Below are 26,651 nucleotides of genomic sequence, written 5' to 3'. Positions count from 1 at the left end.
GCCACACCGGCCAGGCGCCCGCCGGCCCGGCCGGTGCCGCTGTCGTGGGTGTTGCCGGAAGTATGTCCGGCGCCGTGGTGAGAACTCTCAAGCACCATGCCGTCCACGGTGGAGCCTTCGCGACGATACGCAAAATGCATCCACCGGCACATCGATACGCTGGGCGTATGGGTGGGCGACGGAGCCCGGCCGACCTGGAGCCGAAGCACCTGCGCTGCCTGGTCGCCATCATCGACACCGGCAGCTTCACCGACGCGGGCCTCGCGCTGGGCATCTCCCAGGCCGCCGTCTCCCGCACCCTGCACGCCCTGGAACAGCTCCTCGGCGTGCGGCTGCTGCACCGCACCAGCCGCGGACGTGACCCGATGCGAGAGTTCCGGTGGCCGTGGAACGGTCACGATTCCACAGTCGCCGTTGGCGAATGCCCTTGGAGGCAGGCAAGTTGTGCTGGGTACCCCGAGTGACCGGCGTGGATTCGGCGCACAGTCAGGCCGGACAAAGGCGGTCGGATGTCACGGCCGCCCGAACGGTGACGCTTGCAGATGGCCGCAGCGTGGGCCTCGACCGCGCGACGCCCGAGCTCAGAGTTGGTCCGGGTTGCCGAACAGCAGGGAGTCGAGGCCCCTGCGCACGCCCACCGTCTCGTTCACCCGGCGAACTGCCAACAGGGCTCCGGCGATGTAGGGATCGGGGTCGGCGCCGGGGTCGTAACGCATCACAAGTCGTTCACCGGGACCGGCGAACACGATCTCGGTGGTGACCACGAAGCTCGGCAGCCGGATCGAGTGGATGCGGCTGTCGGAGACCTCGGTGCCGCGTGCCTCCACCGGGCCATGCAGATTGCCCAGCGGGACGGCAGGCTGGGGTGCGCGGATCGTGCCGAGCGTTTCGGCCAGTTCCCGGGATGTGCCGCTGGGCACGTCTGGCTCGGTGTCGCCGGCGTAGTCGATGATCTCCCAGTGGCTCAGGTGTTCTGCGGCCATGGTGGCGGCGTGCCGCAGTACTGCGGCCAGGACGGAGAAGTTGCCGGCGGCAATGACACCCGTGTGGTGCTCGTGGGCGAGCCGGTCGATTTCGGCGTAGTCGTCGGCGGTCGGACCGCTGGAACCGACCACGACGTGGACTCCGGCCCGGACGGCGGTGAGTACGTTGGCCCGGACAACAGCCGTGCTGGTGAAGTCCACCAGCACGTCCACCGGAGCGGCCCGGAGTGCTGCGGCCACCGAATCGTGTACCGATCCACCGCTGCTGGAACCGACCCGTCCGCCAGCGTCGACCCGGCGGCCGAGCGGGAGACACCAGCGGTCAGGACGAGGTCGTCGGCCCGGTCGATGGCCCCGACAATGGGCGGAGCGGCCCATCCGGTGCTACCGGCAAAACAGACATTGACGAACGCCGCGGCGGACGATCACCGGTCTGACGCCCTTCGCCCGGACGAGACGGCAGTACTTGTCGTGGTCGTGGCCTCGGTCGCCGAGGAGCGCGTCCGGTCGCCTTCGCGGCCGCCCGGCCAAGCCGGCGACGGACGGAATCTTCGCGAGCAGGGGCATCAGCCGCGTGGCGTCGAGAAGCGAGTCGCGAACCACCCACCTCCCGTTGCGCATTGTGGCGTACTCCTCACACCCTGCTGCGTCAACCTCTACCGTTCCACGAAATACACCCTGACTGTTCATCAATTCTGGTTAGAGGCAAGGGGCTTCGGTCGGCGCGCACAGGGATGGGCAGGCAGGACCGTGCCCACCGCAGACGGTAGCCAATGCTCTACCCACCGGGTTTCATCCGTTCGGCGGTTGTGTCACCCCTGCCGGGATGCGCCCAGCCCCGACGCGGTATTGGGTGGGTCCTGTGGCCCGACGACTGCGGTACGGCCCCGGACAGGGCTGTGGTCACGTAGGCGGATCAGGGCCTCTCGCCACGCTCATCAGGGCTCCTTCGCGGGACGGCGAAGGAACGGCGGCATCGGATCTGCGACTTCGAGGCCGCAGCTGCGGGGCACCGCCGGTCGGACCCGTCGGCGTCCTCATCGAGGGAGCCGAGAGGCAACAGGGGCAGTGATGAACACCGGACCGAGCATTCCCGACCCCACAGGCCGGAAGGACGCGGACCCTCAGAACACCGTGTATCGCGTCGAGCAGCGCAACGGAATGCCGTACCGATCAGAGGTCCACGCACTCGCGGATGTCGCCACCTCTCGCCACGTGGAGCCGGAGCCCAAGGAATCGGACGGACCCCGGCCGCAGCACGAGCGGGACAAGGTTCACCCCGTTCTGCGCGAGTGGCTGGACAACCGGGCGGCGAACGAACGCGAACAGGTCGTCGTCGTTCTCGACGACTCGGTGCCGATACCGCGTTTCCCGGAACCTGCCACGGACGAGCCGCCGGAGTCGGACCGCAACCGCGCGCTCCTGGACCAGGCCCGGGACATCATTTCCGCGATCGAGCAGCAGCGGGCGGCCGGGTACGAACGGTTCCAGGCCGGGCTCGGAGAATACGAGGCCGAACCGGTGGAGCGCTTCTGGCTCATCAACGGTGCCGTGGTCGACATGCCCCTGGCGTCGGTGGAGCGCATGGCGGCGCGGGACGACGTGGTCTCCGTGGAGCCCCGGTTCTCCGGCGAGCAGCCACCGCAGAGCCCGCAGGTCGGTGACGGCCGCACCAGTCTGGCGTCCGAGCCGTACTTCACCTCCACGACCCCACCGTGCAACGGGGGCAGGATCGGACTGCTGGACACCGGGGTGCGGTTCTCTCACACCCAGTTCACGAATCCCTCGCACGTCTCCTTCCGAGGAGACTGCAACAACGGCGGCGCGAACTGCAATACGGGCACCGGCCTCAACCCCAACGACGACTGCTGGAACCACGGCACCTCATCGGCGGGGATCATCACGGCGAACGCCAACCAGGGCAACAACCTTCGTGGCGTCACCAGCATCACGCTGGACAGCTACAAGGTCTACGCCACGGGCAACCCGTGCCAGGGGCTCGACCAAGCGGCGGCGGTGCGGGGCTTTCAGGCGGCGGTAGCGGCGCTGCAGCCGGTCATCGTCGCGGAGATGCAGGGAGGCGGCGACCACCTGAGTGCCATCGCGCAGGCGGCCGACGCGTCGTTCAACGCCGGGGCGGTCGTGATCGCCGCCAACGGCAACAACGGCCCCAACGCCGGGACGGTGAACTGCCCGGCCAATGCCCGCCGGGCCATCGGAGTGGGGTGCTTCGACCTCCAGACCGGCCAGCAGAGCAACTTCCAAAGCCGCGGCCCCACCGCCGACGGCCGAACCAAGCCCGACATACAGACCCCGACGAACGTCACGACGGCGAGCAGCACCACCGACACCGCGACGCAGGTCTTCGGCGGGACCAGTTGTGCCACACCGTTCGCCGCGAGCGCGGCCGGGCTGCTGCGCAACTGGCTGAGAGGCGGCACCGGCACCATCGACCCCGGACAGGTCTACGCGTCCCTCATCCTGTCCGGTCAGACGCCGTCGTTCAACAACACTTCCGGGGCCGGACACGTACGCCTGCCCTGGGGAGGACTGCAGACCTTCGGCAAGATGGCCATCGCTCACCACGCGACGGTCGACCTCGACTTCGGCACGATCAGCAGCGCGGCACCCTTCATCGACGCCGCCATCTGGTGGCCCGACGGCTCCGTGCACAGCGACATCGACGTCGCCCTGGTGGACCCGTCGGGCGTCGTACGAGCGTCCAGCATCTCCATCTCCAGCGTCTTCGAGCGGTGCAGGGCGACGGCCCCGATCGCAGCAGGTGTCTGGAAGGTACGCATCACCGGATACAACGTGCCCTCCGGGCCGCAAACCGTCTATGTGTCCGCTTACACCCCGGGCGTCTGATATCGACGTACACGGTTCCCAGCCGTGGTACGTGGAGCGACCCGAGCCCGAACTGGACGTCCTCGGCACCTTGGAGTCCGCGCCGAGGGTCACCGGCCCGGACAACCGTCCGACGTTGTCATTCGTCCTACGAACGCCCGACAGTGCCGTGGACGTGTATGCCGCGGGGGTCGAGGACACGCTCGCGTCACTGTCAGGCCGCCGTATGCGCTTCCGCGGCAAGACCGTTGATGCAGGGCTCCCGGGCGCGGCGCCTGAGCTGTGGATCGGGTCGGCGTGTCCGGTCGATGAGTAGGTGGTCGCGCGTGCGTCTGGGGCAGGTTACCGCTGATGGCGGGCAGCCCCGAGCGGTCCGCCCCGGCGCGTGCGCGCGCCGGGGCGTAGCCTCGTGCGATTGCCCGCAGTCCATTGCGCACCACGACGCGTCCCTTGCGCACCGTCGCGCCGGACGGCCAGCCTGCGACTGACATCGCGCCAGTTACCAAACACCCCGCCAGGACAAAACGCTCTTTGAGCGCTTCAGTTGGTGGGAATCGCCAGCTGAAGCGCTCAGTCGCACGTGGTGAACGAAGGCAGCGTCGCGGCCTGCAACAATTTCAGCTTCCGCCCGATAGCGCCGGGGCCCCGGCTCCGGGTGGGGCCCCGGCGAACCGCAACCGGCCGGCGGCGGCGAAAGCGGCCCCTTCCTCGTTCCCGGAATGGGTTCAGATGGCGAACAGCAGAGCGGCGCTGCCGAGGACCACTACGGCGGTGGCGAAGTGGATGCCGTACGCGACCGCCTTCGTGCCGCCGTGGCGGAGCACTATGAGCGTGTCCCCGAGCGGCGCCAGCGCGACGAGAAGCATGAACCATGCCTCGGCGCGGGCGCCGGCGAACGCCAGTAGCGCCAGGCCCAGCAGACCGAAGGTGAGGTCTCGCAGGCCCTTGATGGTCAGGTACGCGGGGTCGCCGCCACTGGGCGCCGCGGGCACGCCGTAGCCGGCTGCGGACGCGACTGGCTGGAACAGGAAGCGCACCCCGATGAAGACGACGAACAGATCGAGTACGACGGCCAGGGTGTACGCGGTGACAGTCATGACAGCTCTCCTTGAGCTCGCTCCGGAATATAGCGACGCTAGCAACAGGAGCGAAGCTATCAAGGCGTCGGCAGATTCACTAGCGCCGCTAGAGTTTTAGGTATGACGATTCAGACGCGCCGGGAGCGCGAGCGGGCGGAGCGGGAGCGGCTGATCGTGTCGGCAGCCCGGGAGCTGGCCGAGGCGGAGGGCTGGAGCGCGGTGACCACGCGGCGCCTGGCGGCGGAGGTCGAGTGCGGAGGTCGAGTACAGCCAGCCGGTCCTCTACAGCCACTTCAAGGGCAAGGACGCGATCATGGCAGCGGTCGCGGTGGAGGGCTGCGCGGAGCTGGCGACGGCGCTGCGCGCCGCGCGCACGGACGAGACGGACGAGCGGGGCGCGCTGGCCGCGGTCGGCGCGGCGTACACAGCGTTCGCGCGGCGGCGGCCCGCGCTGTACGACGCGATGTTCACGCTGGCCGTGGATCTGCCGTTCGCCACAGCCGAGGCTCCGGCCGAACTCCAGGCGGCGTTCGACGAGCTCCGCCAGGCCGTCGCCCCGATCGCGGCCGACGGCGACGACATCGGACTCCTCACCGAGACGTACTGGGCCAGCCTGCACGGCCTGGCATCCCTCACCCGCAGCGGCCGCCTCCCCGAGAAGGCCCACGATCGCCGACTGGCCTTGCTGGTAAATCACCTCGCAGCCTGAGCCCGGCACCTCTCGAAGGCATACCCCACGGTGATCGCCTCGGCCATGCCGGTCAGCTTGCTTCGTCGGCGCCCCAGGGTGAGTGTTCCGGTGGTCGTACGCCTGGAGAAGTGATCGCCATCCGTCACGCTCAGGAGTGGGAGCGGTTTCTGCGCGAGTCGGTGGCGGGTGCTGCCGACGCGCCCAAGGAGCCGTCTCGCGGGCCCGCGACGTGGCGAAGCGGCTGCGCGCGGAGCGCGGCTGCGGCTTGGAGGGCTGGCGCAGCTACACGCTCGCGCGGCCCAAGCGGAGCGCGGGCTGGTACGTGGTCGGGCTGCCGGCCTCGCTGGTGCTGCTGGTGGTGGCGCACGCACCGGGGCGGATAGTGGACCTGTTCGCCGGCGACGACCCTGACTCCCCGCCGCTGGCGGCCGAGACCGCCCGCCCGACCCAGGCACCCCCGGCGGAGGCAACCCAACGCCCCACCATGGACGAGACGTTCCGCGGCTCGCCGGCGGCGAGCTGGGCGAGCGGAGCGGCGGGAATCACCGTGCCGAAGGCCGGGCGGTCGGCCGGATGAACGCGGCCCAGGTCGAGCGGGCCCTCGCCCGCAGCCGGAATCACAAACCATCGCGCGTCGGCCGGGGGCCGGCCGACTGCCCACATGCGCTATTATTGATCTTGACAGTTCGCCGGAACTTGCGGTGACTGGCACTGCGTTGGTGGTCCAAGGAAAGACGCCCCGCTTCCCGTGGGGAAATGCAGGTGCAAGGCCTGCCCAGCGCTCACTCACGAAGCCCTTCCCTCCACCGGGGAAGGGCTTCGTCACGTTCCCCTGATGCAACACCTTCAAAGAGCGTCACCTGGGCCCTGCCGCCTACTTCGCATCCGAAGCCGCCACCCGCACCGAGCGTGACGAACTCGCCCGCAAGGCCGACATCCCCGAGCAGGGACAGCCCCTGGCCACGGCCCGAAGCCGCCCGCCCGAAGGCCCTCGAAGAAGCTGCTGAACGCAAGCGGCAGGCAGCAGCGCGCACTGCAGCTGCTGACCGAGCAGGAACCTCGGACGCACGCTCTGAGTTGGTGACGACGACCAGGTCGTGCCAGCGACCGGCGAGGACACCACGTGGCCGGAGGCCAGCGCCTGACCTGCTGCCGGTCACGCCATCTGCTCCAGGAGCCGAGGGCCGATCGCCCGACCGGCTTTCTCCGCGCCGGCCCTGCGCAAGGCGGCGGCCTGGGTCGCCGCGGCCTGGCGGCGGCGCTGTGCACGTGCCTTCTCGATCGGCTGGCGCCGGACGACGATGTCGGCCTCGGTGGCGTTGTTGGTGAGCTACGAGTGAATGACCAGAACTCGGAGCAGGGCTGGCCGCTGCGCAGGCATGGCGCGCATACAGGTAGACCCGGCGGTCCGCTGCGGGCCCGAATCGGGCGAGGCCACCACCATGCGGGCCCTGTCGCGCTACCGCGAGACCTACGGGCCGCACATCCCGCTGGGCGCCGCCGGGCAATTGGATCTCATCCTGGCGGAATCGGACCCGGCAGCCCGGCTTGCTCCCAACTCCGGCTGCAGCAAGGACGATGCCCGTGACTCGGAGCACTCCCTCCTTGCCCACGGGATGCTTCTCATCACCGACGACGGTTCCCTGCGGATGACGATCCCACCCGACACCCCGATCTCCGCGCCGAACGGCGAGTGGGCATTCGTCGAGAAGAAAGCGGAAGCGCCGGCAGAACTCATCGACACGACCGGCTGATCTCCCACACTCACGCGCTACGACCTACCTGACGGGGCACAGCAGGCGTGGGCGTGATGGCGGTGAGGCTCCACGCCGCCGAAACCGTGCCCGGCCGCCCGGCGGAGCTCCTGGCGGCACTCCGGGTACCCCGGGTACCCACCGGTGCCCGGCGCGGGGAGACGCCGGCCGTGCCCGTCGGCGCCCGCGCCGTGCACTGGCTCGCCCTGGTCACCATCGAGCCCACCCCGCTGTTTCCGATCGCCGTCGAGGTGGAGCTCACCCCGAAGTCCACAGCCACGATCCGGGGAGGGCGGCGCCGGGGCCGATGGAGCGAGGACCTCAGCCCGATTTCTCACCGATCCGGAGCGGGTACCGCTTCCCGTACCTGGTGGCCAGAGCCAGGCTGAGGGCACGAACACGCCAGGGTCGGGCGGGGTCAGCTGTTGCCGCCGCTCCCGCCGCCGTTGTTACCGCCGCCCCCGCCGTTGTTGCCGCCGCCGTTGTTACCTCCGCCGCCGTCAGTGGTGGGCGGCGGGGAGAACAGGTTGAGCAAGCTGCCCAGAATGTCGGGCTTGAAGATGTTCGTGTTGCCGCAGATGTTCGACACGCCCGCGTCTCCACCGACGGCGCATGCGACGGCGGGGTTGCCCTTGCGGCTGCCGTGGACGCCCGAGTCGGCGACGGCCCAGCTCGCGTTCGTGAGAACGAGGCCGGCGGCAGCAGCCGCTACGACAGCGATTTTCCTGATCATGTTTCTGCCTCTTCGTCGGTGGCTTTGTGTCACGCTATGAGCCACGTGTGCCGCTACCGCTGAGGCACGGTTGTCGCTCCGCAAGTTGTGGGATGACTCCACTCCTTTGCACCAGGCATGGGCGAGGACAGTCCGACCACTGATCACTCCGCTGACCGGCGAAGCATTGAGTCGCGCTTGCCCGGATCGCCGGCACCGGCCTGAGCGTCCCGCGGCCGCCGGGCGAGCGGCTGCTGCACCACCTGACTGTCGCAGACGCCGGGATCGCGCTGGAGACGGGCGGGTACGCCGTGCTCTCCGAGCGGAAGTGCACGCCGCCGAAGTCGTGCAGGGCGACCCCACTCCTGCGGGCAGCTGCGTGCCGCCTGCCCGGTCGAGGCGCCGGAGACTCCGCTCTACGACGAAACGCAACGTGCCGGGTGACGAGAACGGGTCGGCGCTCACGAGAGGGACAGCCGAGCGGGTGTGATCCGGTTCCTTGCTCGTCCGTCGGCATCAAGAGGCAGCACTGCCGACAACTTCTGACAGCTCGTCAGCCGACTCGGAGGTCAGACGGTAGAACCCCTGAAGACTGATCGAGCGCTCAAGACGGCCATCCACCACGTACTTCAGGCCGCGGGTCTGGCCTCGGCGGTTACGCCAGGTGAGCCTCGCCAGCAGATCGCCGGGAATCGGATTCCGTAAGTGATCACTGCCCGTGAAGCCAGCGGCGTGTGATGTGATGGCGGAACTTCACCTGTCCTCTGCGGATCTGTGGCGGGGCTCGCTGCTCCCACGCCTGATTCTCACGGGGGGCTTGCGTGTCGAGGGCGCTCCTGCGGGACACTCGCCGGATACCGGACGAGAAGGTGTCTGGCTGCTGTCGCGTCGGCCCGCGCGCTTGGGCTGACCCAGGACGACTCCGGCCACGACCAGGGCCAGTCCGCACAGTTGCTGAACGGTCACCACCTCCCCGGCGACCGCTGTGCCGAGCAGCACGCCGGTAACGGGGTTGAGCAGTCCGATCAGTCCGACTGTCCCCGCAGGCAGGTGCCGCAGCCCGGTGAACCAGGCGGCGAAGGCCAGCGCGGTGGCGACCAGGGCGACGTAGCCGAACGCGAGGAGCGTTGATGGGGAGAGCGCGGGTGGAGGGCCCTCCACAGCCGCGGCGACTGGGAGCAGGAACACACCCCCGGCGGTGAGTTGCCAGGCGGTCGAGGCAAGCACGTCGGCACCACCGCTCCACCGTTTGGCCAGGATGTGACCGAAGGACGACACCAGCATGGCGGCGGCCGCGGCAAGGACTCCCGGTACGCTCACCCCTTCCACCCCCGTGAGCAGCATGAGACAGACCCCGCCGAATCCGACCGCCGCGCCGGCCAGATGGGCGGTACGGGGCCGCTCGGACAATAGGGGCCAGGCGATGAGCATCATCGTCAGCGGGGACATCGCCATGACCGTCGAGGCCGCGCTCGTCGGAAGCAGTTGGGAGGCGGCGTAGACGAGGACGAAGAACACGCTCATGTTGAGCAGCCCGAGCACCGCGGACCGCCCCCACCACGCGCCGTGCGGCCGCTGCCTGCACAGGGCCAGCAGGACCAGTCCGGCGGGCAGCGCCCGCAGGGCGGCCCCGTACAGCGGGCGGTCGGCCGGCAGGAACTCGTGTGTGACGAAGTAGTTGGTCCCCCAGGCCACCGGCGCGACTGCGGTCAGTGCGACCCAACGCATATTAGCTTCCACGGAAGACAATATAGCTTCCCGGGAAGCTATATTGGAGTCCATGGAGCACCATCAACCGCTGGACCGAGTGGCCCGCATCCAGGCCGACTGGCACCTCGAACGGCCCGACGTCGACGTCAGGCCGCAGGGCGTGATCGGCCGACTGCACCGCCTGGCCAACCTGCTCACCGAGGAGCTCTGCCTCGTCTACGGCCGCTACGGGCTCAGCGAGGGGGAGTTCGATGTCCTGTGCGCACTGCGCCGCGCCGGTGAGCCCTACGAACGGGCACCCGGCGAGCTCGCAGCGCACACCATGGTCACCACCGGCGCAATGACGAAGAGAATCAACCGCCTGGAGCGAGCCGGACTCGTCACCCGCCGCCGGTCGAACGACGACCAGCGCGGCCGGATCGTCGCCCTCACCACACCTGGACGCGAACTCATCGACCAGGCGTTCACCGACCACATGCACAACGAACGCCACCTGCTGGATCTGCTGACGCCGGTTGAAGCCAAGACACTTGAAACGCTGCTCACCACCTGGCTCTCCCGCATGGAACATCCGCGTCCCGCCAACAGCGAGTGACCCACCACGCGCATGTCGCTCCCGGAGCGCCTCACGCAGAAGCTGATGCTCCTGAGCGAAAATCACGCCCGGTACCGCTCACCGAAAGTTCCCCTACGTGCGTGGCCCGGCACGACACGGCCCAGCCCCGGTGGCCGGCCGAGATCCTGTCCGTGCCTGGACACCCCGGCCGGGAGACACCGCCGCGGCCCACGGATTCCTTTGCCCCGCCTCGACTCCCAACAGGAGACGGATGGTCGGCTATCGGTCCGGAACTTGGTGCTCAAGTGCCTTGCAGGGCACAGGACTGCACGCCGGTGGTTGCAGCCGCAGACGACGGCGAAGCCCACGCTACCCAGGCTTACGCCTGACGATGCCGATTCAGTTCCCATTGGAGGCAAGCCGTAAATTAAAGCGCCGACCTGTTATTTAACGACCGGAAAGGAATTGTTCAAAGGATGGTTCGCCACCGGATTGAACAACCCGCGAATCTCCCTCACCCGGCCACATAGGTGCAGGTCACGCGGGGGCTGGCCTGGGCAGGGGAAACCCCCCATTCTTGAACTCGTTCCCACGTGCGGGTGCGGTGGAATCGTTCGGCCTTTCCGTTGGTCCGGGGACGCCAGGGGCGGGTCCAGCGTGGGCTGATCCCCGGGTCACGGCAGATCTGGCGCCAGGTGTTCTTGGTGTAGGCCCAGGCGTTGTCGGTCAGGACACGCTCGACGGTGATGCCTCGTCGGCATGAAGTCGGCATCGTCTACATATCAGCCGTCGACGTGGAGAGTGTGCCGCGAGGCCGGCCCGCCGTACGGAGGCACCACTCGGCCGACGTCCTGCTCGCGGCCGGACAGCGCTCTGCTGACGTTCCGTCGGCCGCCCCGCCCCCCGCCATCGGGTGCGACGCCTACCGTCCCCGGCTGCACCGAGATCCCTGCCAGGCCGTCGAGAGGGCACCGCGGACCAACCTGCGTTGTCAGTGGCCCTCGTTAGTCTCCCCCTCATATCGCAGTTCAGGGGCTTCGTGGCCCTTGGTTCGGGCTGCGCTGACATCTGATGGACAGGCGGAGGGGCACGGCTGATGGCGTGGCTGGCAGCGGGTGAGGGGTACGAGATCACCCTTGAGGACGGGCGTGTGGTCGCACGGCGAGTCGGGGGGCGGCAGTTGAAGGCGCTGCCGAAGGCGTTGCGCGACAGTCCAGAGGTCGACGGGCTGAGGCAGCTGGCCGAGTGGCTGGACCGGCACGCGGCCTCGTGCGTGGCTCAGGTGGATGCCTGGATGGTGTCGTCGCTTCCGGTTCCGACCGAGCTGATCGCGCGGGTGTGGCCGGACGAGGTATGGCAGGCAGCGCTGCGTGACATGGCCGTCGTGGGCGACGATCCGGACGAGGTCGGCTTCCTCCGGGACGTCACCGGCGACGGGGAGCTCAAGGTGGTCGACCTCGACGGTGAGACCGTGCGGCTGTCGCCGCGCACGGTGACGCTTCCCCACCCCGTGCTCCTGCCGGACCTGGACGACGTACGGGACTTCGCGGCCGACCTCGGCATCACCCAGAAGGTGGAGCAGATCCACCGGGCGACCTGGACCAGGCCGGACGGGCCGGATGCCGGGCGTCCGGAGACGGCGACGGAGGTACGGGACTACGCGGGCGGGAAGTTCGCCTCGCGGTTCGGTCTCGCGGCGCGCGCCACAGGCCTCGGCTACCGGGTGTCCGGTGGCTACGCCACGTGCAAAGTACGTGATGGGGGCCGCAGCACGGAGGCGTCGGTATGGATCGGCGAGCCGTACTGGGACGGGGAGTCGGAGACCGGCGGGCTGAGCTGGCACGACGAGGACGGCCGCGCGGTGCGGCTGACCGAGGTCGGGCCGGTGGCCTGGTCCGAGGGGATGCGCATGGCCGCTGCGCTGTACGCCGGCCGCACGATCGAAGAGGGTGGGGACGCGTGAGCGGGACGGTTGGGAACGACAACAAGGAGCTGCTCGCGGCAGGCGCGGTCCTCCCGGCCGACGCACGGGGTGCGGGCCCCTCAGCGGTCGAGCTGACCGCGCGGGCCTATCGCCACGCGGTGTTCGGCGAGGATCGGGTCGTCGTGCGGCTGGCCGCGGCCGAACTGGGCCCCGCCGAGGACCTCGCCGCCGGCTTCCTCGGACTCGAGCCGCAGGGCGAGCCGGCCGTGGTCGGTCTCGGTCGGCGCCAGGAACTCGGCTTTCCCGAGTGGGTGCTGGTGCACCACCCCGAGGACGGGCACCACGCCCTGGCGGTCGTGCCGGAGCTGGACCGGCTGGCCCGGCAGGCCAAGACCAAGCCCAAGGCCGCCCTGGACGCCTGCCACGAGCTGGCCGGGCGGCTCGCCGCGGCCGTCCCGCACTTCCTGCCCGTCTTCTACGAGCAGGCCGCGCGGGTCTTCCTCGGCGTCGAGAACAGCACGTACGCCGGCCAGCTGTTCGGCCGTGCCCGCACGAGCGAGGCGCAGCACGGGCTGACGGTCGACGAGGACCGGCTCGACGCTCTGTTCCTGGAGTTCGCCCTGGCCGGCGCGCTGCCGGTGAAGGTCCTGACCGGTTACGGCAAGGACCTGTCGGCCCGGCTCGCGCCCGTCGAGGCGTACGAGCGGTTCCGGCGGCTGTGCGTGCGCCGGACCGCCGGGGGTCTCGCGCCGTCCGCCCAGGCCGCGGTGGAGCTGAAGCGGCTCGCCCGCGCCGCGGCCCTGTCCGGCAACGAGGCGGAGCAGGACTACCTCGCCGAGCTCCTTCCGCTGCCGGCCACCTTGCGGGCCGCCGCCGGTTGGTGGAAGTCGCACCGCGGCGCGCTGGTCGCGCTGGCCCGGCGCGTTCCGTCCGTGCGCGGCACGCTGCTGTCGATGACCCCGCCCGGGGACAACGGGGATATGACCGAGCTGTGGCTGGGAGTCATGGCGGAGTCGGGGGCCGACGCCGGTCTCGCGGACGCCGGCCTGCCGCAGGAGGAGCAGTGCTCCGACGGCGCGGCGGGCTGGCTGGAGCGCTTTCACGGTGCCCGGCATAGCGGTTGGGGGCCGCGCCCGACGCCGCCCGCCCTGCTGGAGCTGGTCGAGCGGGCGGCCGGCCGGCTGCGTGTCGATCTGGCGGCGCGGCCCGAGGGCGAGCGGTTCCTGCGGATCGGTGTCGAGGACGTGAACCTGCTGGACCTCCTGCTCTCGCTGGAGATCGCGGTCGCCGCCCCCGAGGAGAAGTCCGCCCACCACCAGCGCGTCAGCGCCCTGAACCTGTCGGACTGGGCCCGCGGCGAGGAGCCGCGGGACCTGGTCGCGCTGGCGGCCGACCCGCGCTTCCGGCCCGCCTTCGGGCGCGGAGCGAACAGCTACAACAGCGCGTCCTCCGGTGCGGACGTGATGCGGCGGCTGGCCGCCTCGCCCGGCGGCCGCCCGATGCTCACCGAGTGGATGCGCGAGGTGGCCGCCTCGTCGGTGGCGGCCGGGCTGCCCGGACTGCCGAAGGCGATCGAGCGGCTTTCGTGGCTGCCCTCCGAGGCTCTCGCGCTCGCGCCGCAGGAGGTCGCGGCCGCGGCCGGTGCCGATCTCGGCGAGGCCGTGGCGCGCACGCTTCGGGGCGGTCTGTGGGAGGAGCTGCGCTGGCCGGCGTGGGAGGAGGCGCTGGCGGAGCTGGCTCCGGGGCACCACACCACCGAGGGTCTGACGGTCGTCGAGGCCTGGCCGTATCTGATCGTGGCCAACGCGACGCAGGTGCGCGTCATCGACGCCGACTCCACCGTTCTCGTGCACGATCTGCGGATGCCCACCACGTCCGTGTGGCGGACGGGCTTCCACTACGTGGACGGTGCGTTGCTGGTGTTCTGGAGCACGTACGGTCGCGGCGAGCCGCAAGGCTACTGGCACACCGCGCCCGACACGGTGTTCGCTCTCGCCGGCGCCGGCGCCGGCTCCTGGGCCATGCGTTCGGATCACCTCAGCCTGCAGCTGCCCGGCGGCGGCCGCACCACCGGCGGCGGGGTCCTCCACAGCGGCGACACGAGGCTGCCCGCGGAGCGCGCGCTGCTGTCCGACGGCATGTCGTACTGGGTGTGGCAGGACAGGGACGGGGAGGCCAAGGGCGGCTGGCTCGAATACGACCCCGTGGGCGGTGCGTACGGCCGGCGCTCGCAGCCCGGTTTCCTCGCCGACGCGTTGCTGCGGCACGCCCCCGGGGCCGAGTTGGCGGCTGGCTCGTGCTGGCTGCGGCCCGCCCCGGCGGTGGCGGGTTCCGCCCAGGGGACGTCCGCGGACGGGCTCCTCGGCTGGCGTGTCGTGCGGCTGTCCGACGGCGGCCACCACGGCGAGGACACCACCGGACGGGTCGTCACCCTTCCGAAGGGCGGCGACCGGCCGGTCGCCGCGCTGACGTTCCCCGGCGACGACCGGCCGCGGGCACTGACCCAGCAGTGGCGCGAGCTGTTGCTCAGCGACCCGGAGGGCACGGTCACGACGTCGGCCCAGTGCGACCACCGCAACGAGCTGTACGGGACCGCGGCTCAGGCCCTGCCGCCGCTGCCGTACCTGTACATGCTGCGCGCGCGTGATCCGCAGGGGTCGGCGGCGCTGCGGGGCGCCGACGCGGAGTCGGCCGGCGTCCTGCTGAAGGCGGCTGTGCTCGCGGAGCGGGTGGCGGACCTGCCCGAGCTGGTTGGCGCCGCACTGCCGCAGGTCTCGGCACCCGAGCTGGTCGCCGGCGTGGTGAAGGTGCTGCGCTTCGCGGTGCGGCAGCAGAAGGCGCTTGACGCCGTGGCCGCACGGCTCGACCCCGCCGCCGAGCCCACGGAGGTCCGGGTCCAGGGACCGAGCGACCACATGCTCGCCAAAGCGCTGCACGGCATCGTCGATACCGGCTACTACCGCTACGGCGCGGACACCGACGTGACCCACCGATACCTGGAGACTCTGGCGTCCGTGCGCGCGGACACCGCCGCCACGGCGCTGCCGGGCCGGCTGCACTTCGATCTGCCGTCGCTGCCCTACTCGGGACTGCCGTTCGTCTCGCTCTTGGACGAGCCGGCCGCAATCGCCTACCGGGCCGTCGCGCCCGGCAGCGACCCGGCACACCGGGCAGCCCTGCTCGAAGTCCTCGGCCGGGTGGACGCGCTGGGGCTGGCCTCGACGGCGGCCTCGGCCGGTCACTGGCGCCGGGTCCTGGTCCGCCTGGCGACGCCACACCTGCACACGCCGGACGGCCAGCGGCGCAACGTCGCGCACCGCAGTGTGCTGCCCCTGGGCGGCGGTGCTGTGCTCGGCATCACCGAGCACAACTCCGGCGTCGACGACGGGTGGGAGTTCGGCGCGCTGCTCCACGACCCGAGCGGCCGTTTCGAGGTGCCCGGCCCCTACACCGTGAGCAGTGACGCGCCGGTGGGCGACCGGGTGCGCGGCGCCGACTGGCTGACCGGCTTCCTCGGGGAGGCGCAGTCCCGTGAGGCGGTGCCCTTCCTGCCGGAGGCCGCCGACGAGTTCAGCCGCCTCACCGGTGTGTCCCGGGCGCTGGCCCGGATCGTTCTCGCGGGCATGCCCGACGTGGACAGCTGGGAGAACAACTTCCTGCCGACCGAGCTGCGCAAGGCGCTCGGGCTGAAAGTGGCCGAGGCGGGACACGCCCGCGACGAACTGCGCGCGCTCCCGGTCGAGGTACGCCGGGCGGTGCTCGCGGCGCTCCTGCCCGACGACCCGGCACGGCTGTGGAGCGAGGGCCCGGACGTGGCGTCGGCGACCGCGGTGTGGAACGAGAAGGTGGGACGGCGCCGGCAGGTGCCCGACTGGCTGGCGGCGGAGGCTGCGCGAGCCGCGCGCAGCGGCTGGCCCGTGCACCGGGCGCTCCCGGCGCTGCTGGAACCGGCGTCGTCGCCGGAGCTCGGCGTCGACGTGCCGTGGCGCATCGAGGGCGATCACCCGGCGACGGCGTCCCCCGCCGATGCGCCGTTCACCTCGGAGGTGCTGGCCGGCTCGATGAGCCTGATGGCCTGGCTGGCCCACCGGCTGCCCGCCGGAGATCCGGTACGGGCGGCGCTGCCGAGTGCGCTGACCGCCGTGCGGCAGCGTCTTGCGGCACCCGAACTGCTGCTCTCCGCTGGGCACTACACGAGCCTCGCGGACTTCCGGAAGGTGGCCGGCGCCCCGACGGAGACGGCACCGGACCACGAGCGGTACGGCGCGGTGCTCATGGCCACGCAGGACGGCCAGCCCCAGCCGGCCATACGGCCCGCCCTGCTGGACTCCACCGGCTCCGACCCGTACCTGGTGGCACTGCGCGGCGCCGATCAGCAGCCGACCGGGGTCGAGACGGCCCTGCGGCGGGCGCACGACCCGGCGTTCGCACGGCTGCTGGCCGACCCGGGCGCGCCCGCCGCCGGCGCGGCGGACGACGAGGGCCTGTGGTGGCCGCAGGATCCGTCTCGTTCGGTGCCCGAGCGGGTGGCCGAGGTCGCCGAGGCACGCGGTCTGACCGCCGACGCGGCGACGCTGTACCTGATGCTGCTGGCCATGCCCGACCCGACGGACCGCAACACCGCGCGATGGACGGGGTGGAAGCCGGCCCGTCTGAAGACGGCGCGGGCCGAACTGGCCGAGACCGACCTGGTGGTGTCGGCCGTACGGGCCCGGTCGGGACGCTCGCTGGTCTTGCCGGGGGCCTGGGCGGAGCAGTCGGCGCCCGTCCTGCCCGTCGAGCAGTGGAAGCTGCCGATGTACGGGGTGGCCACGGGCGGCCGGCCGGTGCTGGGCACCCTGGTGCCGGTCGAACCGGCCGCGGAGCTGTTCACCCGGGCCTGGCAGCGGATCCTCGACGGCGACCTCCCGCGCTTCGAGGAGCTGAAGGTGCGGCGTACCAGGCGCCGCCGCTGAGGCGCCGCCGAACGGCACCTGAGCCGACGCTGACCGGCCGCCCGTCGTCAGCACGGCGCGGCGCGCCCGCCCCTGGGTGCGCCGCGCCGGTCCCCGACCCGTATGAACACCTGTCGAACCATGACGAAGGAAACCCGCATGACCGTCACCGAACAGACCGCACCCGTCCGGCAGGGCCAGCCGGTCGAGGAGCGCCACGCCGCCGAACTCGCCTTCCTCGCCGCCCAGGACCCCGGGCCGCGGCCGCCCGGCTGGGCGCTCACTCCTCGTGCGGTGGTCACGTTCGTCTGCGGCAGCGACGGCGCGGAGGCGGCCCTGCCCCGGCGTCGCGCCGGTCTGCCGTCGAAGCTGGTGATCACCCCGAAGTTCGTCGGCGAGCGCGCGCTGGTCGAACGCTGTGTGGTCACCCTCGCCGGAGAGCGCGGGCTGCTGCTCACCGGTGAGCCCGGTACGGCCAAGTCGATGCTGTCGGAGCTGCTCGCGGCCGCTGTCAGCGGGACCAGTGCCCTGACGGTGCAGGGCACTGCGGGCACCACCGAGGACGCGTTCCGCTACGGCTGGAACTACGCCCTGCTGCTCGCCCAGGGCCCCACCCCGCAGGCCCTGGTGGACTCCCCGGTCCTCGCCGCCATGCGGGCCGGACGGGTGGTGCGGGTCGAGGAGATCACCCGCTGTCTGCCCGAGGTTCAGGACGCCCTCGTCTCCATCCTGTCGGACCGGCGGATCAGCGTTCCCGAGCTGACCTCCACCGAGGACGCGGTCGTTCGCGCCTCCCCCGGCTTCACCGTCATCGCCACCGCCAACCTGCGCGACCGGGGCGTCTCCGAGATGTCGGCCGCGCTGAAGCGCCGTTTCAACTTCGAGACCGTCGACCCGATCGCCGACGCCGACGCCGAGGCGGTTCTGATACGCCGCCAGGCTGTCGCCGCCGTGCAGCGGGCGGGCGCGGCCTTCGCCGTCGATGACGCCGTCCTCGACGCCCTCGTCACCGTCTTCCGCGACCTGCGCTCCGGCCGCTCCGACGAGGGCTGGGACGTGGAGCGGCCGGGCACGGTCATGTCCACCGCCGAGGCCGTCCAGGTGGCGGCGTCGCTGGGGGTCGCGGCCGCCTACCTGCCCGGCGACGACGTGCTCGACCTGCTGCCGGGACATCTGCTCGGCGTGGTCCGCAAGGACGACCCCGCCGACCACGCACGGCTGCTGGGCTACTGGGACGGCCCGGTGCGCCGCCGCGCCGAGAACGGCTCGGCGATGTGGCGCCGGCTCTGGGACCTGCGCGGGAGCCTGCGTTGACGACCGCCGATCCACGGACGGCCGTGGACGCTCTGGCCGCGTCGCGGGCGCCGTACCTGCTGGGAGTGCGCCACCACAGTCCGGCGCTGGCCGCGGTGGTACCCGCCCTGTTGGAAGAGGCGCGGGCCGAGGTGGTCTGCGTCGAGCTGCCGACCGACTTCCAGCCCTGGCTGGAACACCTGGCGGACCCCGAAACCATCACCCCGGTCGCCCTGGCCGGGGCGGGCGAGGGAGGACGGCTTTCGTTCTACCCGTTCGCGGACTTCTCACCGGAACTCGCCGCGGTCCGCTGGGCCAGAAGCCGCGGGGTGGAGGTCGTGTGCTGCGACCTTCCCCTCGGTGACCCGCGCTGGTCGGCGCGGGCACTCGGGCCGGTGCGCGAGCGGGACGGGAGCGAGGCCGATGCGCCCCTGGGGGCCACGGGTGCGCTCGACGCCGGTCCCGACGCCAGTCCTGACCCTGCTCCCGGCGACGGGACGGCGCGGGTGCGGCGCTCGTACGCCGAGGCGCTCGCCGCCGCCGGGACCGGCCGGGACGGTGACGATCTGTGGGACCGCGCGGTGGAGGTGCTGGCTCCGGGGTGCGCCCCGGACGCGGTGCGCCGAGCCGCACTGGGCGTGGGCTGGGCCCTGCGCGCCGACGCCGCCGTACCCGCCGCCGACCTGGCGCGGGAGGAACGGATGCGGCAGGTGATCGCCTCTGCCTCGGCGGACGGGCGCCGGGTGGCAGCCGTGATCGGCGCCTTCCACGCGCCCGCGCTTCTCGCGTCCACGGAGGCGGATGCCGGAACGGAGGCCGGGGCCGGGCCCGCGGGCGTCTTCGGCGCTACGGAGCGGTCGGCCGTCCCGTCCGAGGCCGCGCCGCGCGGTGCGGGGCCCCGCACGTGGGGGTCCGGTACGGACGCGGCAGGGGTTTGGGCGGCCGGCAGGGCCGGGGAAGACGGCGCCGCAGCGACCGAGGGCTCGGCGGTGACCTCCCTCGTGCCGTACTCCTTCGACCTGCTCGACTCCCGGTCCGGCTACCCGGCTGGAATCCGCGACCCGTTGTGGCAGCAGGCGGTGCTCACCGCCGCCGGCGATCCGGAGCGGATCCGGGAGGCGGCTGCCGACGCGGTGACCGGCCTGTGTCGCGAGATGCGCCGCGGCGGTCACACCGCGGGGACCGGCGAGGGCGCCGAGACGCTGCGCCTGGCCTGTGACCTGGCCGCCCTGCGCGGACTGCCCGCCCCCGGGCGCGGCGAACTCCTGGAGGCCGTCACCACTGTCCTCGGCCAGGGCGAACCCCTGGGCCGGGGCCGGGCCCTGGCCCGCGCGCTGGAGGCCGTGTTCGTCGGCACCGCACGCGGCCGGATCAGCCCGCACGCGCCCCGGTCCGGTCTCGGCCCCTCGGTCGAGGCCGAACTCGCGGAACTGCGGCTGCCCCGACCGGACGACCCCGACCGCCGCGACCTGCGCCTCGACCCACTCCGTTCACCGCTGGACGGCCGCCGCGAAGTGCTGCTCCAGCGGCTGCTGGTGATCGGCGCCTCGTACGGCGAACCCCTGGACGTGGCGAGCACGGGCGACGGCACCGCGCTCGGCACCAGGTGGCGCCTGACGTGGACGCCGTCCGTGCCCGCACGCCTCGACCTCGCGGGCGTGCGCGGGGTGACCGCGGCCCAGGCCGCCGCCGGTACGCTCGCCGCGACCGCGCGCCACGAGGCCGCCGAGGGCGGCCCCACCCCGGCCCAGATCCTCACCGGGCTGACCGCCGCCGCGCGCTGCGGCCTGCCCGAACTGGTCGACGCACGCCTGCACGAGGCCTCCGTCGTGCTGCCCGACAGTGCCGACCTGCCCGAGCTCCTCCAGGCCCTGGACCTGTTGGAGGGACTGCGGCGCGGCCACTACCCCGACACGATGCAGGACGCCCGCACGACGGCCGGCGCGCTCACGGAGGAACTCCTTGACGCCGCGGTCCGGTCCCTGCCCGGCCTCGCCGGGAGCGACAGCGGCGCCGACGCCGGGGCGCTGGTGGCGCTGGCGGACCGGACGGCCGCCCGTCATCTGGGCCTGCGACTGGACCGGGCGCTCGCCGGGCTGGCGGCCGAGGGCTCCCCGCTCATCCAGGGCGCGGCCCTGGCCGTACGCGTGCTGCTCGACCTGGACGACGCGGCCGGGCTGGGCGAGCGTACGGCCGGCTGGATCGACGGGGCCACGGCTCCGGACACGCGCCGGGCGCTGGCGAAGCGTCTTGCCGGGCTGCTCACAGCCGCCGGTCCCCTGCTCCAAGCGTCGCCGGACGCGCTCGCCGCGCTCATGGACCGGGTTGACGCGCTGGCCGACCAGGACTTCCTCGACCGGCTCCCGGCCCTGCGCGGCGGCTTCGACACGCTGGCCCCGGCCGCGCGCGACAGGCTACTCACCACCGTGACGGAGCGGCTCGGCGACCGGCTCGACCTGTCACTCGACGCCCCGCCCGAGCTGCTCGCCCTGTGGGCGGCGGCCGACGCGGCCGGATCGGCAGCGCTGAAGGCCCTGGGCCTGCCAGGCGCGGACGCCGACGCAGGAACGGACCCGGGCCCGGACTCGGACTCGGACTCCGCCGACAATCCCCGCCCCGTACCCCCACCCGCAGCGGACAGCGCCGCCGCGGACGACGCGGACCGACGGCTCGGCCGTGCCGACCGCTGGCGGCTGCTGCTCGGCCGCCACAAGGAACGGCTCACCTGCGACGCGCGCCGCTATGCCCACGCCCTGGACGAGCTCTACGGCCGCGGGCGCGGCGAAGGCGCCCAGGACCTGGCCGGCGGCGCACCAGGTCAAGGCGGCGGTCAGGACCCGCCCTTCCCCACCGCGCGGGAGTGGGCGCAGGAACTGGAGGCCCTCTTCGGCACCGACGTACGCGAGGAGGTCCTCGCGGAAGCCGCCGACGCGGGTCGCACCGACGTGCTCGCGCAGCTCGATCCGGCGTCGGTACGCCCGTCGGTGGAGCTGCTCGGGTCGGTGCTGTCCCTGGCCGGAGGCATGCCCGAGGCCCAACTCGCCCGGCTGCGTCCGCTGGTGAAGCGGCTCGTCGACGAGTTGTCCCGGGAGCTGGCCACCCGCCTGCGCCCGGCGCTCACGGGTCTGGCCACCCCGCGCCCGACCCGACGGCCCGGCGGGCGCCTCGACCTCGCCCGTACCCTGCGGGCCAATCTCACCCACACCCGGCGGACGGAGGACGGCCGGCTCGTCGTCGTACCGGAGCGCCCGCTGTTCAGCACGCGGGCGAGCAAGGAGGCGGACTGGCGCCTGGTCCTCGTCGTCGATGTCTCCGGCTCGATGGAGGCGTCGGTGATCTGGTCGGCGCTGACGGCCGCGGTCCTCGGCGGGGTTCCGACCCTGTCCACGCACTTCTTGGCCTTCTCCACGCAGGTGATCGACCTGACCGACCGGGTCGAGGATCCGCTGTCGCTGCTGCTGGAGGTCCGGGTCGGCGGCGGTACGCACATCGCGGCCGGTCTCGCGCACGCGCGTTCGCTGGTCACCGTGCCCAGCCGCACGCTGGTCGTCGTGGTCAGCGACTTCGAGGAGGGCGCACCGCTCGGCGGGCTGCTGGGCGAGGTGCGTGCCCTGGCGTCCTCCGGCGCCCACCTGCTGGGCTGCGCGGCGCTCGATGACACCGGCACGCCGCGCTACTCGGTGTCCGTGGCGCGCCAACTCGTCGCGGCCGGTATGCCGGTGGCCGCCCTCAGCCCGCTCGAACTCGCCCGCTGGGTGGGCGACCACCTCCGTGGAGAACCCCGTTGAGCACCGAACTCCTGCCTCCCGTCGCCCCCGACGTCCTCGCCGACGCCGTGGAGCAGCTCAGCGCACGGCTGCGCAAGAAACTCGACTCGGCGATCTCGGGCTGCGCCGGCCAGGCGTCCGCCACGGCCGACGGGACGGTCGAGGTCCACTTCGGCGAGGACGCCACGGTCACGCTGCTCCCGGGCCCGTCCGGCACGGTCACGAACGCGGAACAGGCCGTGTGCACCTGCCTGTTGGCCCCGCGCTGCCTGCACCGGGCCGCAGTCCTGGGCGCGGCACCCCTCGCCGATGGGGAGGGCGACGCGGGCGGGGGTGACGACTCGGGTACGGGTAAGGCCGCAGGCTCGGGCACAGCCTCCGACACGGGCGCGGGCTCCGAGGAGGCCGCGCCCAACACCCCCGCCGCCGACGCTGCGGCCACGGCTGTCTCGCCGGCCGCCCTCACCGCGGCGCAGGTCCTTGCCGCCACGGCGCTGTGGGACGCCGCCGCCGAAGCCCTGTCCGCCGGCGTCACGGCGGGCGGCGCCGTGGTGCAGGCCGAGCTGCTCCGGGCCGCCCACACCGCGCGGCTGGCCGGGCTGCCGCGGGCCGAAGCGGCCGCGCTGCGAGTCGTACGGAGCCTGAGGGCCGCGCGGGAGCGGAGCGAGGGACAACGTCTCGCCGACCTCACCGGAGCCTTCCGTGAGCTGCTGGCCGGCACCGCCCTGCTCGCCTCCGGGTCGGCCGACACGGAGGCGGCGGGCTCCGCGCGCCGGGTCTATGAACAGGGCGGCAGCCTGCGGGTGTACGGCCTGTGCCGGGAGCCGGTGCTGTCCGCGACGGGGTACGGCGGAGTGACCACGCACCTGGTCGGTTCGGACGGCGCCGGTTACACGGTGTCCGACGTGCGCCCCGGTGGCCTCGCCCGCGTGAAGGGTGCGGGGTCCGCGTCCGTGGCGCTCGGCGGTGCTGTCCTCGACCACGCCGGGCTGGCCCGCGGGGGCCTGCGGATCGTCGGCGCGACCGTCTCCGCGGACGGGCGGCTCGGGGCAGGGCGGGGGGTCAGCGCGACGCCAATGCGCGGGGTGGACTGGTCCGAGGAACCCGCCGCCGCCCTCTTCACCCGACCGGTGCGGGAGGTGATGGCCGCTGTGCTCGCCGACGGCGCGCCCGAGGCGGGCGGGCCCGGCAGGACGGCACCGAGTCTGCTGGGCTGCGACGTCGAGGTGATCGGTGCGGCCGGCGACTCTGTCGTCGTCCGCGTCACCGGTGAGGGACCGCTGCTGCGGCTCCGCCCCGCACACCCCCACCCGGAGCTGCCGCACGCCGCCAACCTGCGCCGGATCGCCGAACACCCGGGGCTCGCCCTGCGTGTGCTCGGCCGTCCCGACCTGGACCGGGCGGCGACGCTCCGGTCGCTGGCCGTCGGGCCGGTGCCGGGGGCGTCCGCCACGCTGCGGCTGCCGGACGCGTGGAAGGGCCGTGCCGACCTGGGCTACGACCGGCTCCAGGGCGAGCACTTCCCCCGCGAGACGGCGGGATCCGCGGACAGCGGGCCGGTCACCGCGGGCCCCGACCCGCTGGCGGAGGCACCGCTGTGGCGTGTCCGGCGCCTGCTGGAGACGGGCGTCGCGGGCGGTCGCCGTGCCGTGGCCGAGGCGGGCCGCGGGACGGACGCGGCCTCGCTCTCCGCCCGCCTGACCCGGGCGGAACTCGGCGTAGCGGCCCACCTCGCACAGGCCCTGACAGCGGAGGCGGGCCGCCGCCCCCGCGACACCTTCGGCCGCCTGACCGACCCCTCGGCCGACGCCTACGCGAGGGCCTGGCTCGCCTCGGCCGTGCACCTGGCGGCTGCGGAACGCTCGCTGGTGGCCGCGTCCTGGTCGTGACCTACCGCTGAGCCCACCGGGCCGCCGGGGCCGCCCGGTGGGCTCAGGCGGTCCCGGGCCCCGGTCCTTCCGGCGTTCCGCACCACCGGGTGTGGCAGCCTGTCTGCGAACTCCTCCACCGAGCCGCTCCCGAACCACCGGTCCCTGCTACCCGTGTTCGACACCCTGGGCGCGGCAAGGTTCGGCGGCACGGCCCGGTTCCGCATCGGTGTCGCCCGCGGGGGCGACGCCCTCTCCGCGACCGCGACCGCGACCGCGACCGCGACTGCGACCGTGGCGGTGGCCGGTCAGGCTGGGCTGGCGTATCTCTGCGGGGGAGCCCTTATCCCCTCTCCTTCAGACCGTTCAGTACCAAGTCCGTCAAGCGCTCCGGGAGGTCCGGCTCGATCGGGCGGTGGCCGAGCAGGGAGCGGGTCTGGAGCGGGGAGCAGAGCAGTTCCAGTGCCAGGGCCGCGTCCGTGTCCGCCGGAAGTTCCCCGCGTTCGACGGCCCGGCTGATGATGGCGCCGGCCTGATCGAGGCGGGACTGCCAGAAGGTGTGCCAAGCCGCGGCGAGGTCGGGGTCCTCGGAGCTGAGTGAGGCCTCCCGGGCAACGGAGCGGCCGATCGGGGTGGCCAGGTACTCGGCCAGTGCGCGGGCGAAAGCGGCCAGGTCGGTGCGGACGGCTCCGGTGTCGGGGACGGGGATGCCCTCGTCACTGCCGACCAGCATGGCGTCCAGCGCGAGCTTCTCCCGACTGCCCCAACGCCGGTACACCGTGGTCTCGTTGACCCCGGCACGGGCCGCGACCTCGGCGATGCTGAGCCGGGCGATGCCCTCCTCGGCCAGCACCTCCATGGCGGCTGCCAGAACGGCCTGGCGGACGCGCGCGGCGCGGCCTCCGGGGCGGCGGACCGGCTCCGGTGCTTCCTCAGTCATGTGTCGATCACCTCGACCACCACCTTAACGCAGGGCGGCTTGCATTAAGTGCCGCCCAGGCGCATAGTCGCTAATGCAAGAGATCCGGCTTTAAGCACAGCAGGAGGCATCACCATGTCCTTCACCTGGCCCCTGGACCCACAGGACCTGTTCGTCGAGCGCTACCCGCAGATGACCCTCGGCCTCCCCGTCGACGAGGTGGACGCGGTCCGCGCCGCCGTCACCGAGATGTGGCCCGACCGGCCCGGCAGCTGGGTGTACGAGTGGTCCGCCCTCGCCGCCCGGCACGCCGAGGCCGGGCGCCACCGCCTGGCCGCGCAGGCGTACGGCTGGGCCAAGTTCCCCTCGCTGGCCGACGACCTGAAGCGCACCGCGCTCGCCCGCCAGGTCGAGCAGTACGCCCTCGCCGCCCCCGGCTTCCCGGTGGAGTTCGAGCGCCGCGCGCTCACCGTCCCGTACCGCGGCGGCGAAACCACCCTGCCGATCCACCTGATGGCCGCCCCCGGCCTGCCCGCCGACGCGCCGGTCGTGCTGGCCAGCGGCGGGGTGGACTCCTGGAAGACCGACCTGCACGGCATGTGGGAGCAGCTCGCGCTGGCGCTGCCGGTACGGCTGCTGCTGTTCGACATCGTCGGCACCGGCGAGACCGCCCACCTGCCGATGACCCCGGACGGCGGGGCCGAGGTGATTGCCGGACTGGTCTCCTTCGCCCGCACGATCGGCAACGGGAAGGTCGGCCACTTCGGCATCTCGATGGGCGGCTACTACTCCGCCCGGACCGGGCTGACCGGGGCGGTCGACGCCTCCGTTGTGCTCGGCGGCCCGGTGGAGCGCTCCTTCGCTCCGGGCCGCGGCTTCGCCTTCGGCATGGACGGCATCGTCGGCAACGCCCTCGGCTTCGACGCCATGCCGAGCACGGCCGCGCGCGAGGAGGCCTTCGCGGCCTTCGACCTGCGCCCGCTGCTGGACCAGGGCGCCAACGGGCCGATGCTGGTGGTCAACGGCACCGAGGACGTCCACGTCCCACTGGACGACACCTTGGTGTTCGAGGGCCGCCGGGACACGCGGGTCGAACTGATCCCCGACACCGGCCACTGCGCCATCTCGCGCTTCGACGAGGCGATGGCCGTGATCGCCCCCTGGCTGAAGGACACCCTGATCGGCTGATCCGACGGTCCTGTCGCAACACGAAGCCACCAACCCACGAGCGCTGTGCGTGGCGTCGCCGAGAGGAGACGCTCACGCACAGCGCTCGCGGATCCGCACCGGCGTTCACAGCAGCGATGGGTCCCCCGGGGTGCCGTCCGGGTGGTCGCGGGGATCCGGTCGGGATTCCAGAGGGGCCGCACGAGTTCGTCCCGCATGTCGATGAAACAGCGCCGCTTGTCCGGGCCGTACGCCCGGCCACACCCGGTAGCCGACCGACCTGCACCGCTCCATGCGGTGCAGGTCGGTCGGCACGAGTTCTGAACCCGACCTCCTACCTCGGTGCGCAGGGCCGTGGCGGTTCGGGCCCTGGCGGCCCAGTCGGCGGGCAGGAGCGCACCCAGGGTGGCGATGAGCAGGCCACCGAGTGCGAGCGGGAACAGTTCG

Annotated in this window: 16 protein-coding genes and 3 pseudogenes; 13 read left to right on the top strand and 6 right to left on the bottom strand. The window is 72.5% G+C overall.

What is annotated here, in order from left to right; translation table 11 throughout:
• Nucleotides 1–134: 134 nt before the first annotated feature.
• A pseudogene (locus ACFV8T_RS02025) lies at nucleotides 135–365 on the top strand (LysR family transcriptional regulator); the annotation flags it as partial.
• A 216-nt stretch (nucleotides 366–581) separates the two neighbouring features.
• Here the strand turns inward: ACFV8T_RS02025 and ACFV8T_RS02020 are convergent.
• The gene (locus ACFV8T_RS02020; protein WP_385323420.1) at nucleotides 582–1,361 is read right to left on the bottom strand and encodes a 4-hydroxy-tetrahydrodipicolinate reductase; all 780 of its coding nucleotides are present in this window, start codon (nucleotides 1,359–1,361) and stop codon (nucleotides 582–584) included.
• 693 nt (nucleotides 1,362–2,054) lie between these two features.
• Between ACFV8T_RS02020 and ACFV8T_RS02015 the strand changes: the two genes are divergently transcribed.
• Nucleotides 2,055–3,851, top strand: a complete 1,797-nt coding sequence (locus ACFV8T_RS02015; protein ID WP_385323418.1) for a S8 family serine peptidase — start codon at nucleotides 2,055–2,057, stop codon at nucleotides 3,849–3,851.
• A 704-nt stretch (nucleotides 3,852–4,555) separates the two neighbouring features.
• Here the strand turns inward: ACFV8T_RS02015 and ACFV8T_RS02010 are convergent.
• Nucleotides 4,556–4,927, bottom strand: coding sequence for a DUF4267 domain-containing protein (locus tag ACFV8T_RS02010; RefSeq protein WP_385323416.1), 372 nt, complete (start codon nucleotides 4,925–4,927; stop codon nucleotides 4,556–4,558).
• Between the two features lie 102 nt (nucleotides 4,928–5,029).
• Here ACFV8T_RS02010 and ACFV8T_RS02005 point away from each other — a divergent pair.
• From ACFV8T_RS02005 to ACFV8T_RS01990, 4 genes and pseudogenes are all read left to right on the top strand, one after another.
• A pseudogene (locus ACFV8T_RS02005) lies at nucleotides 5,030–5,618 on the top strand (TetR/AcrR family transcriptional regulator).
• A gap of 211 nt (nucleotides 5,619–5,829) precedes the next feature.
• Nucleotides 5,830–6,177: a hypothetical protein gene (locus tag ACFV8T_RS02000; protein ID WP_385323414.1), complete on the top strand. Its 348-nt coding sequence runs from the start codon at nucleotides 5,830–5,832 to the stop codon at nucleotides 6,175–6,177.
• A gap of 802 nt (nucleotides 6,178–6,979) precedes the next feature.
• The gene (locus ACFV8T_RS01995; RefSeq protein WP_385323412.1) at nucleotides 6,980–7,354 is read left to right on the top strand and encodes a hypothetical protein; all 375 of its coding nucleotides are present in this window, start codon (nucleotides 6,980–6,982) and stop codon (nucleotides 7,352–7,354) included.
• 56 nt (nucleotides 7,355–7,410) lie between these two features.
• Nucleotides 7,411–7,743, top strand: coding sequence for a hypothetical protein (locus ACFV8T_RS01990; protein WP_385323411.1), 333 nt, complete (start codon nucleotides 7,411–7,413; stop codon nucleotides 7,741–7,743).
• A 29-nt stretch (nucleotides 7,744–7,772) separates the two neighbouring features.
• Here ACFV8T_RS01990 and ACFV8T_RS01985 read toward each other — a convergent pair whose 3' ends face one another.
• The gene (locus ACFV8T_RS01985; protein WP_385323409.1) at nucleotides 7,773–8,087 is read right to left on the bottom strand and encodes a hypothetical protein; all 315 of its coding nucleotides are present in this window, start codon (nucleotides 8,085–8,087) and stop codon (nucleotides 7,773–7,775) included.
• Nucleotides 8,088–8,819: 732 nt separating this feature from the next.
• Nucleotides 8,820–9,794, bottom strand: a complete 975-nt coding sequence (locus tag ACFV8T_RS01980) for a DMT family transporter (RefSeq protein WP_385323642.1) — start codon at nucleotides 9,792–9,794, stop codon at nucleotides 8,820–8,822.
• A gap of 52 nt (nucleotides 9,795–9,846) precedes the next feature.
• Between ACFV8T_RS01980 and ACFV8T_RS01975 the strand changes: the two genes are divergently transcribed.
• Entirely contained in the window at nucleotides 9,847–10,371 is a 525-nt protein-coding gene (locus ACFV8T_RS01975; protein WP_385323407.1) for a MarR family winged helix-turn-helix transcriptional regulator, read from the top strand.
• Between the two features lie 559 nt (nucleotides 10,372–10,930).
• Here ACFV8T_RS01975 and ACFV8T_RS01970 read toward each other — a convergent pair.
• Nucleotides 10,931–11,083 (bottom strand): annotated as a pseudogene (locus tag ACFV8T_RS01970) (IS481 family transposase); the annotation flags it as partial.
• A gap of 345 nt (nucleotides 11,084–11,428) precedes the next feature.
• On the opposite strand from ACFV8T_RS01970, the gene ACFV8T_RS01965 reads away from it, so the two are divergent.
• The 5 genes from ACFV8T_RS01965 to ACFV8T_RS01945 all read left to right on the top strand — a co-directional run bounded on the left by ACFV8T_RS01965 (nucleotide 11,429) and on the right by ACFV8T_RS01945 (nucleotide 24,139).
• Nucleotides 11,429–12,295 (top strand): DUF4132 domain-containing protein, encoded by an 867-nt coding sequence (locus ACFV8T_RS01965; RefSeq protein WP_385323405.1) that lies wholly within the window; start codon nucleotides 11,429–11,431, stop codon nucleotides 12,293–12,295.
• Nucleotides 12,292–17,211 carry a DNA-binding protein gene (locus ACFV8T_RS01960; RefSeq protein WP_385323403.1) on the top strand — a complete coding sequence of 1,640 codons (4,920 nt, stop codon included), beginning with the start codon at nucleotides 12,292–12,294 and terminating at the stop codon, nucleotides 17,209–17,211. Before ACFV8T_RS01965 ends, ACFV8T_RS01960 begins: the two co-directional genes overlap by 4 nt.
• A gap of 138 nt (nucleotides 17,212–17,349) precedes the next feature.
• Nucleotides 17,350–18,504, top strand: a complete 1,155-nt coding sequence (locus ACFV8T_RS01955) for an AAA family ATPase (protein WP_385323401.1) — start codon at nucleotides 17,350–17,352, stop codon at nucleotides 18,502–18,504.
• A complete protein-coding gene (locus ACFV8T_RS01950) occupies nucleotides 18,501–22,271 on the top strand; it encodes a DUF5682 family protein (RefSeq protein ID WP_385323399.1) in 3,771 nt (1,256 codons plus the stop codon). The genes ACFV8T_RS01955 and ACFV8T_RS01950 overlap by 4 nt, the downstream gene beginning before the upstream one ends.
• A complete protein-coding gene (locus ACFV8T_RS01945; RefSeq protein ID WP_385323397.1) occupies nucleotides 22,268–24,139 on the top strand; it encodes a hypothetical protein in 1,872 nt (623 codons plus the stop codon). Before ACFV8T_RS01950 ends, ACFV8T_RS01945 begins: the two co-directional genes overlap by 4 nt.
• A gap of 322 nt (nucleotides 24,140–24,461) precedes the next feature.
• Here the strand turns inward: ACFV8T_RS01945 and ACFV8T_RS01940 are convergent, their stop codons facing one another.
• Nucleotides 24,462–25,058: a TetR/AcrR family transcriptional regulator gene (locus ACFV8T_RS01940; RefSeq protein WP_385323395.1), complete on the bottom strand. Its 597-nt coding sequence runs from the start codon at nucleotides 25,056–25,058 to the stop codon at nucleotides 24,462–24,464.
• A 114-nt stretch (nucleotides 25,059–25,172) separates the two neighbouring features.
• On the opposite strand from ACFV8T_RS01940, the gene ACFV8T_RS01935 reads away from it, so the two are divergent.
• The gene (locus ACFV8T_RS01935) at nucleotides 25,173–26,225 is read left to right on the top strand and encodes an alpha/beta hydrolase (RefSeq protein ID WP_385323393.1); all 1,053 of its coding nucleotides are present in this window, start codon (nucleotides 25,173–25,175) and stop codon (nucleotides 26,223–26,225) included.
• Nucleotides 26,226–26,651 lie beyond the last annotated feature (426 nt).

Origin of the sequence: Streptomyces sp. NPDC059832, assembly GCF_042731715.1 — a bacterium.
GTDB lineage: Bacteria > Actinomycetota > Actinomycetes > Streptomycetales > Streptomycetaceae > Streptomyces.
Note: the sequence above shows the minus strand (reverse complement) of the source record. Positions and strands in the feature narration are given on the sequence as shown.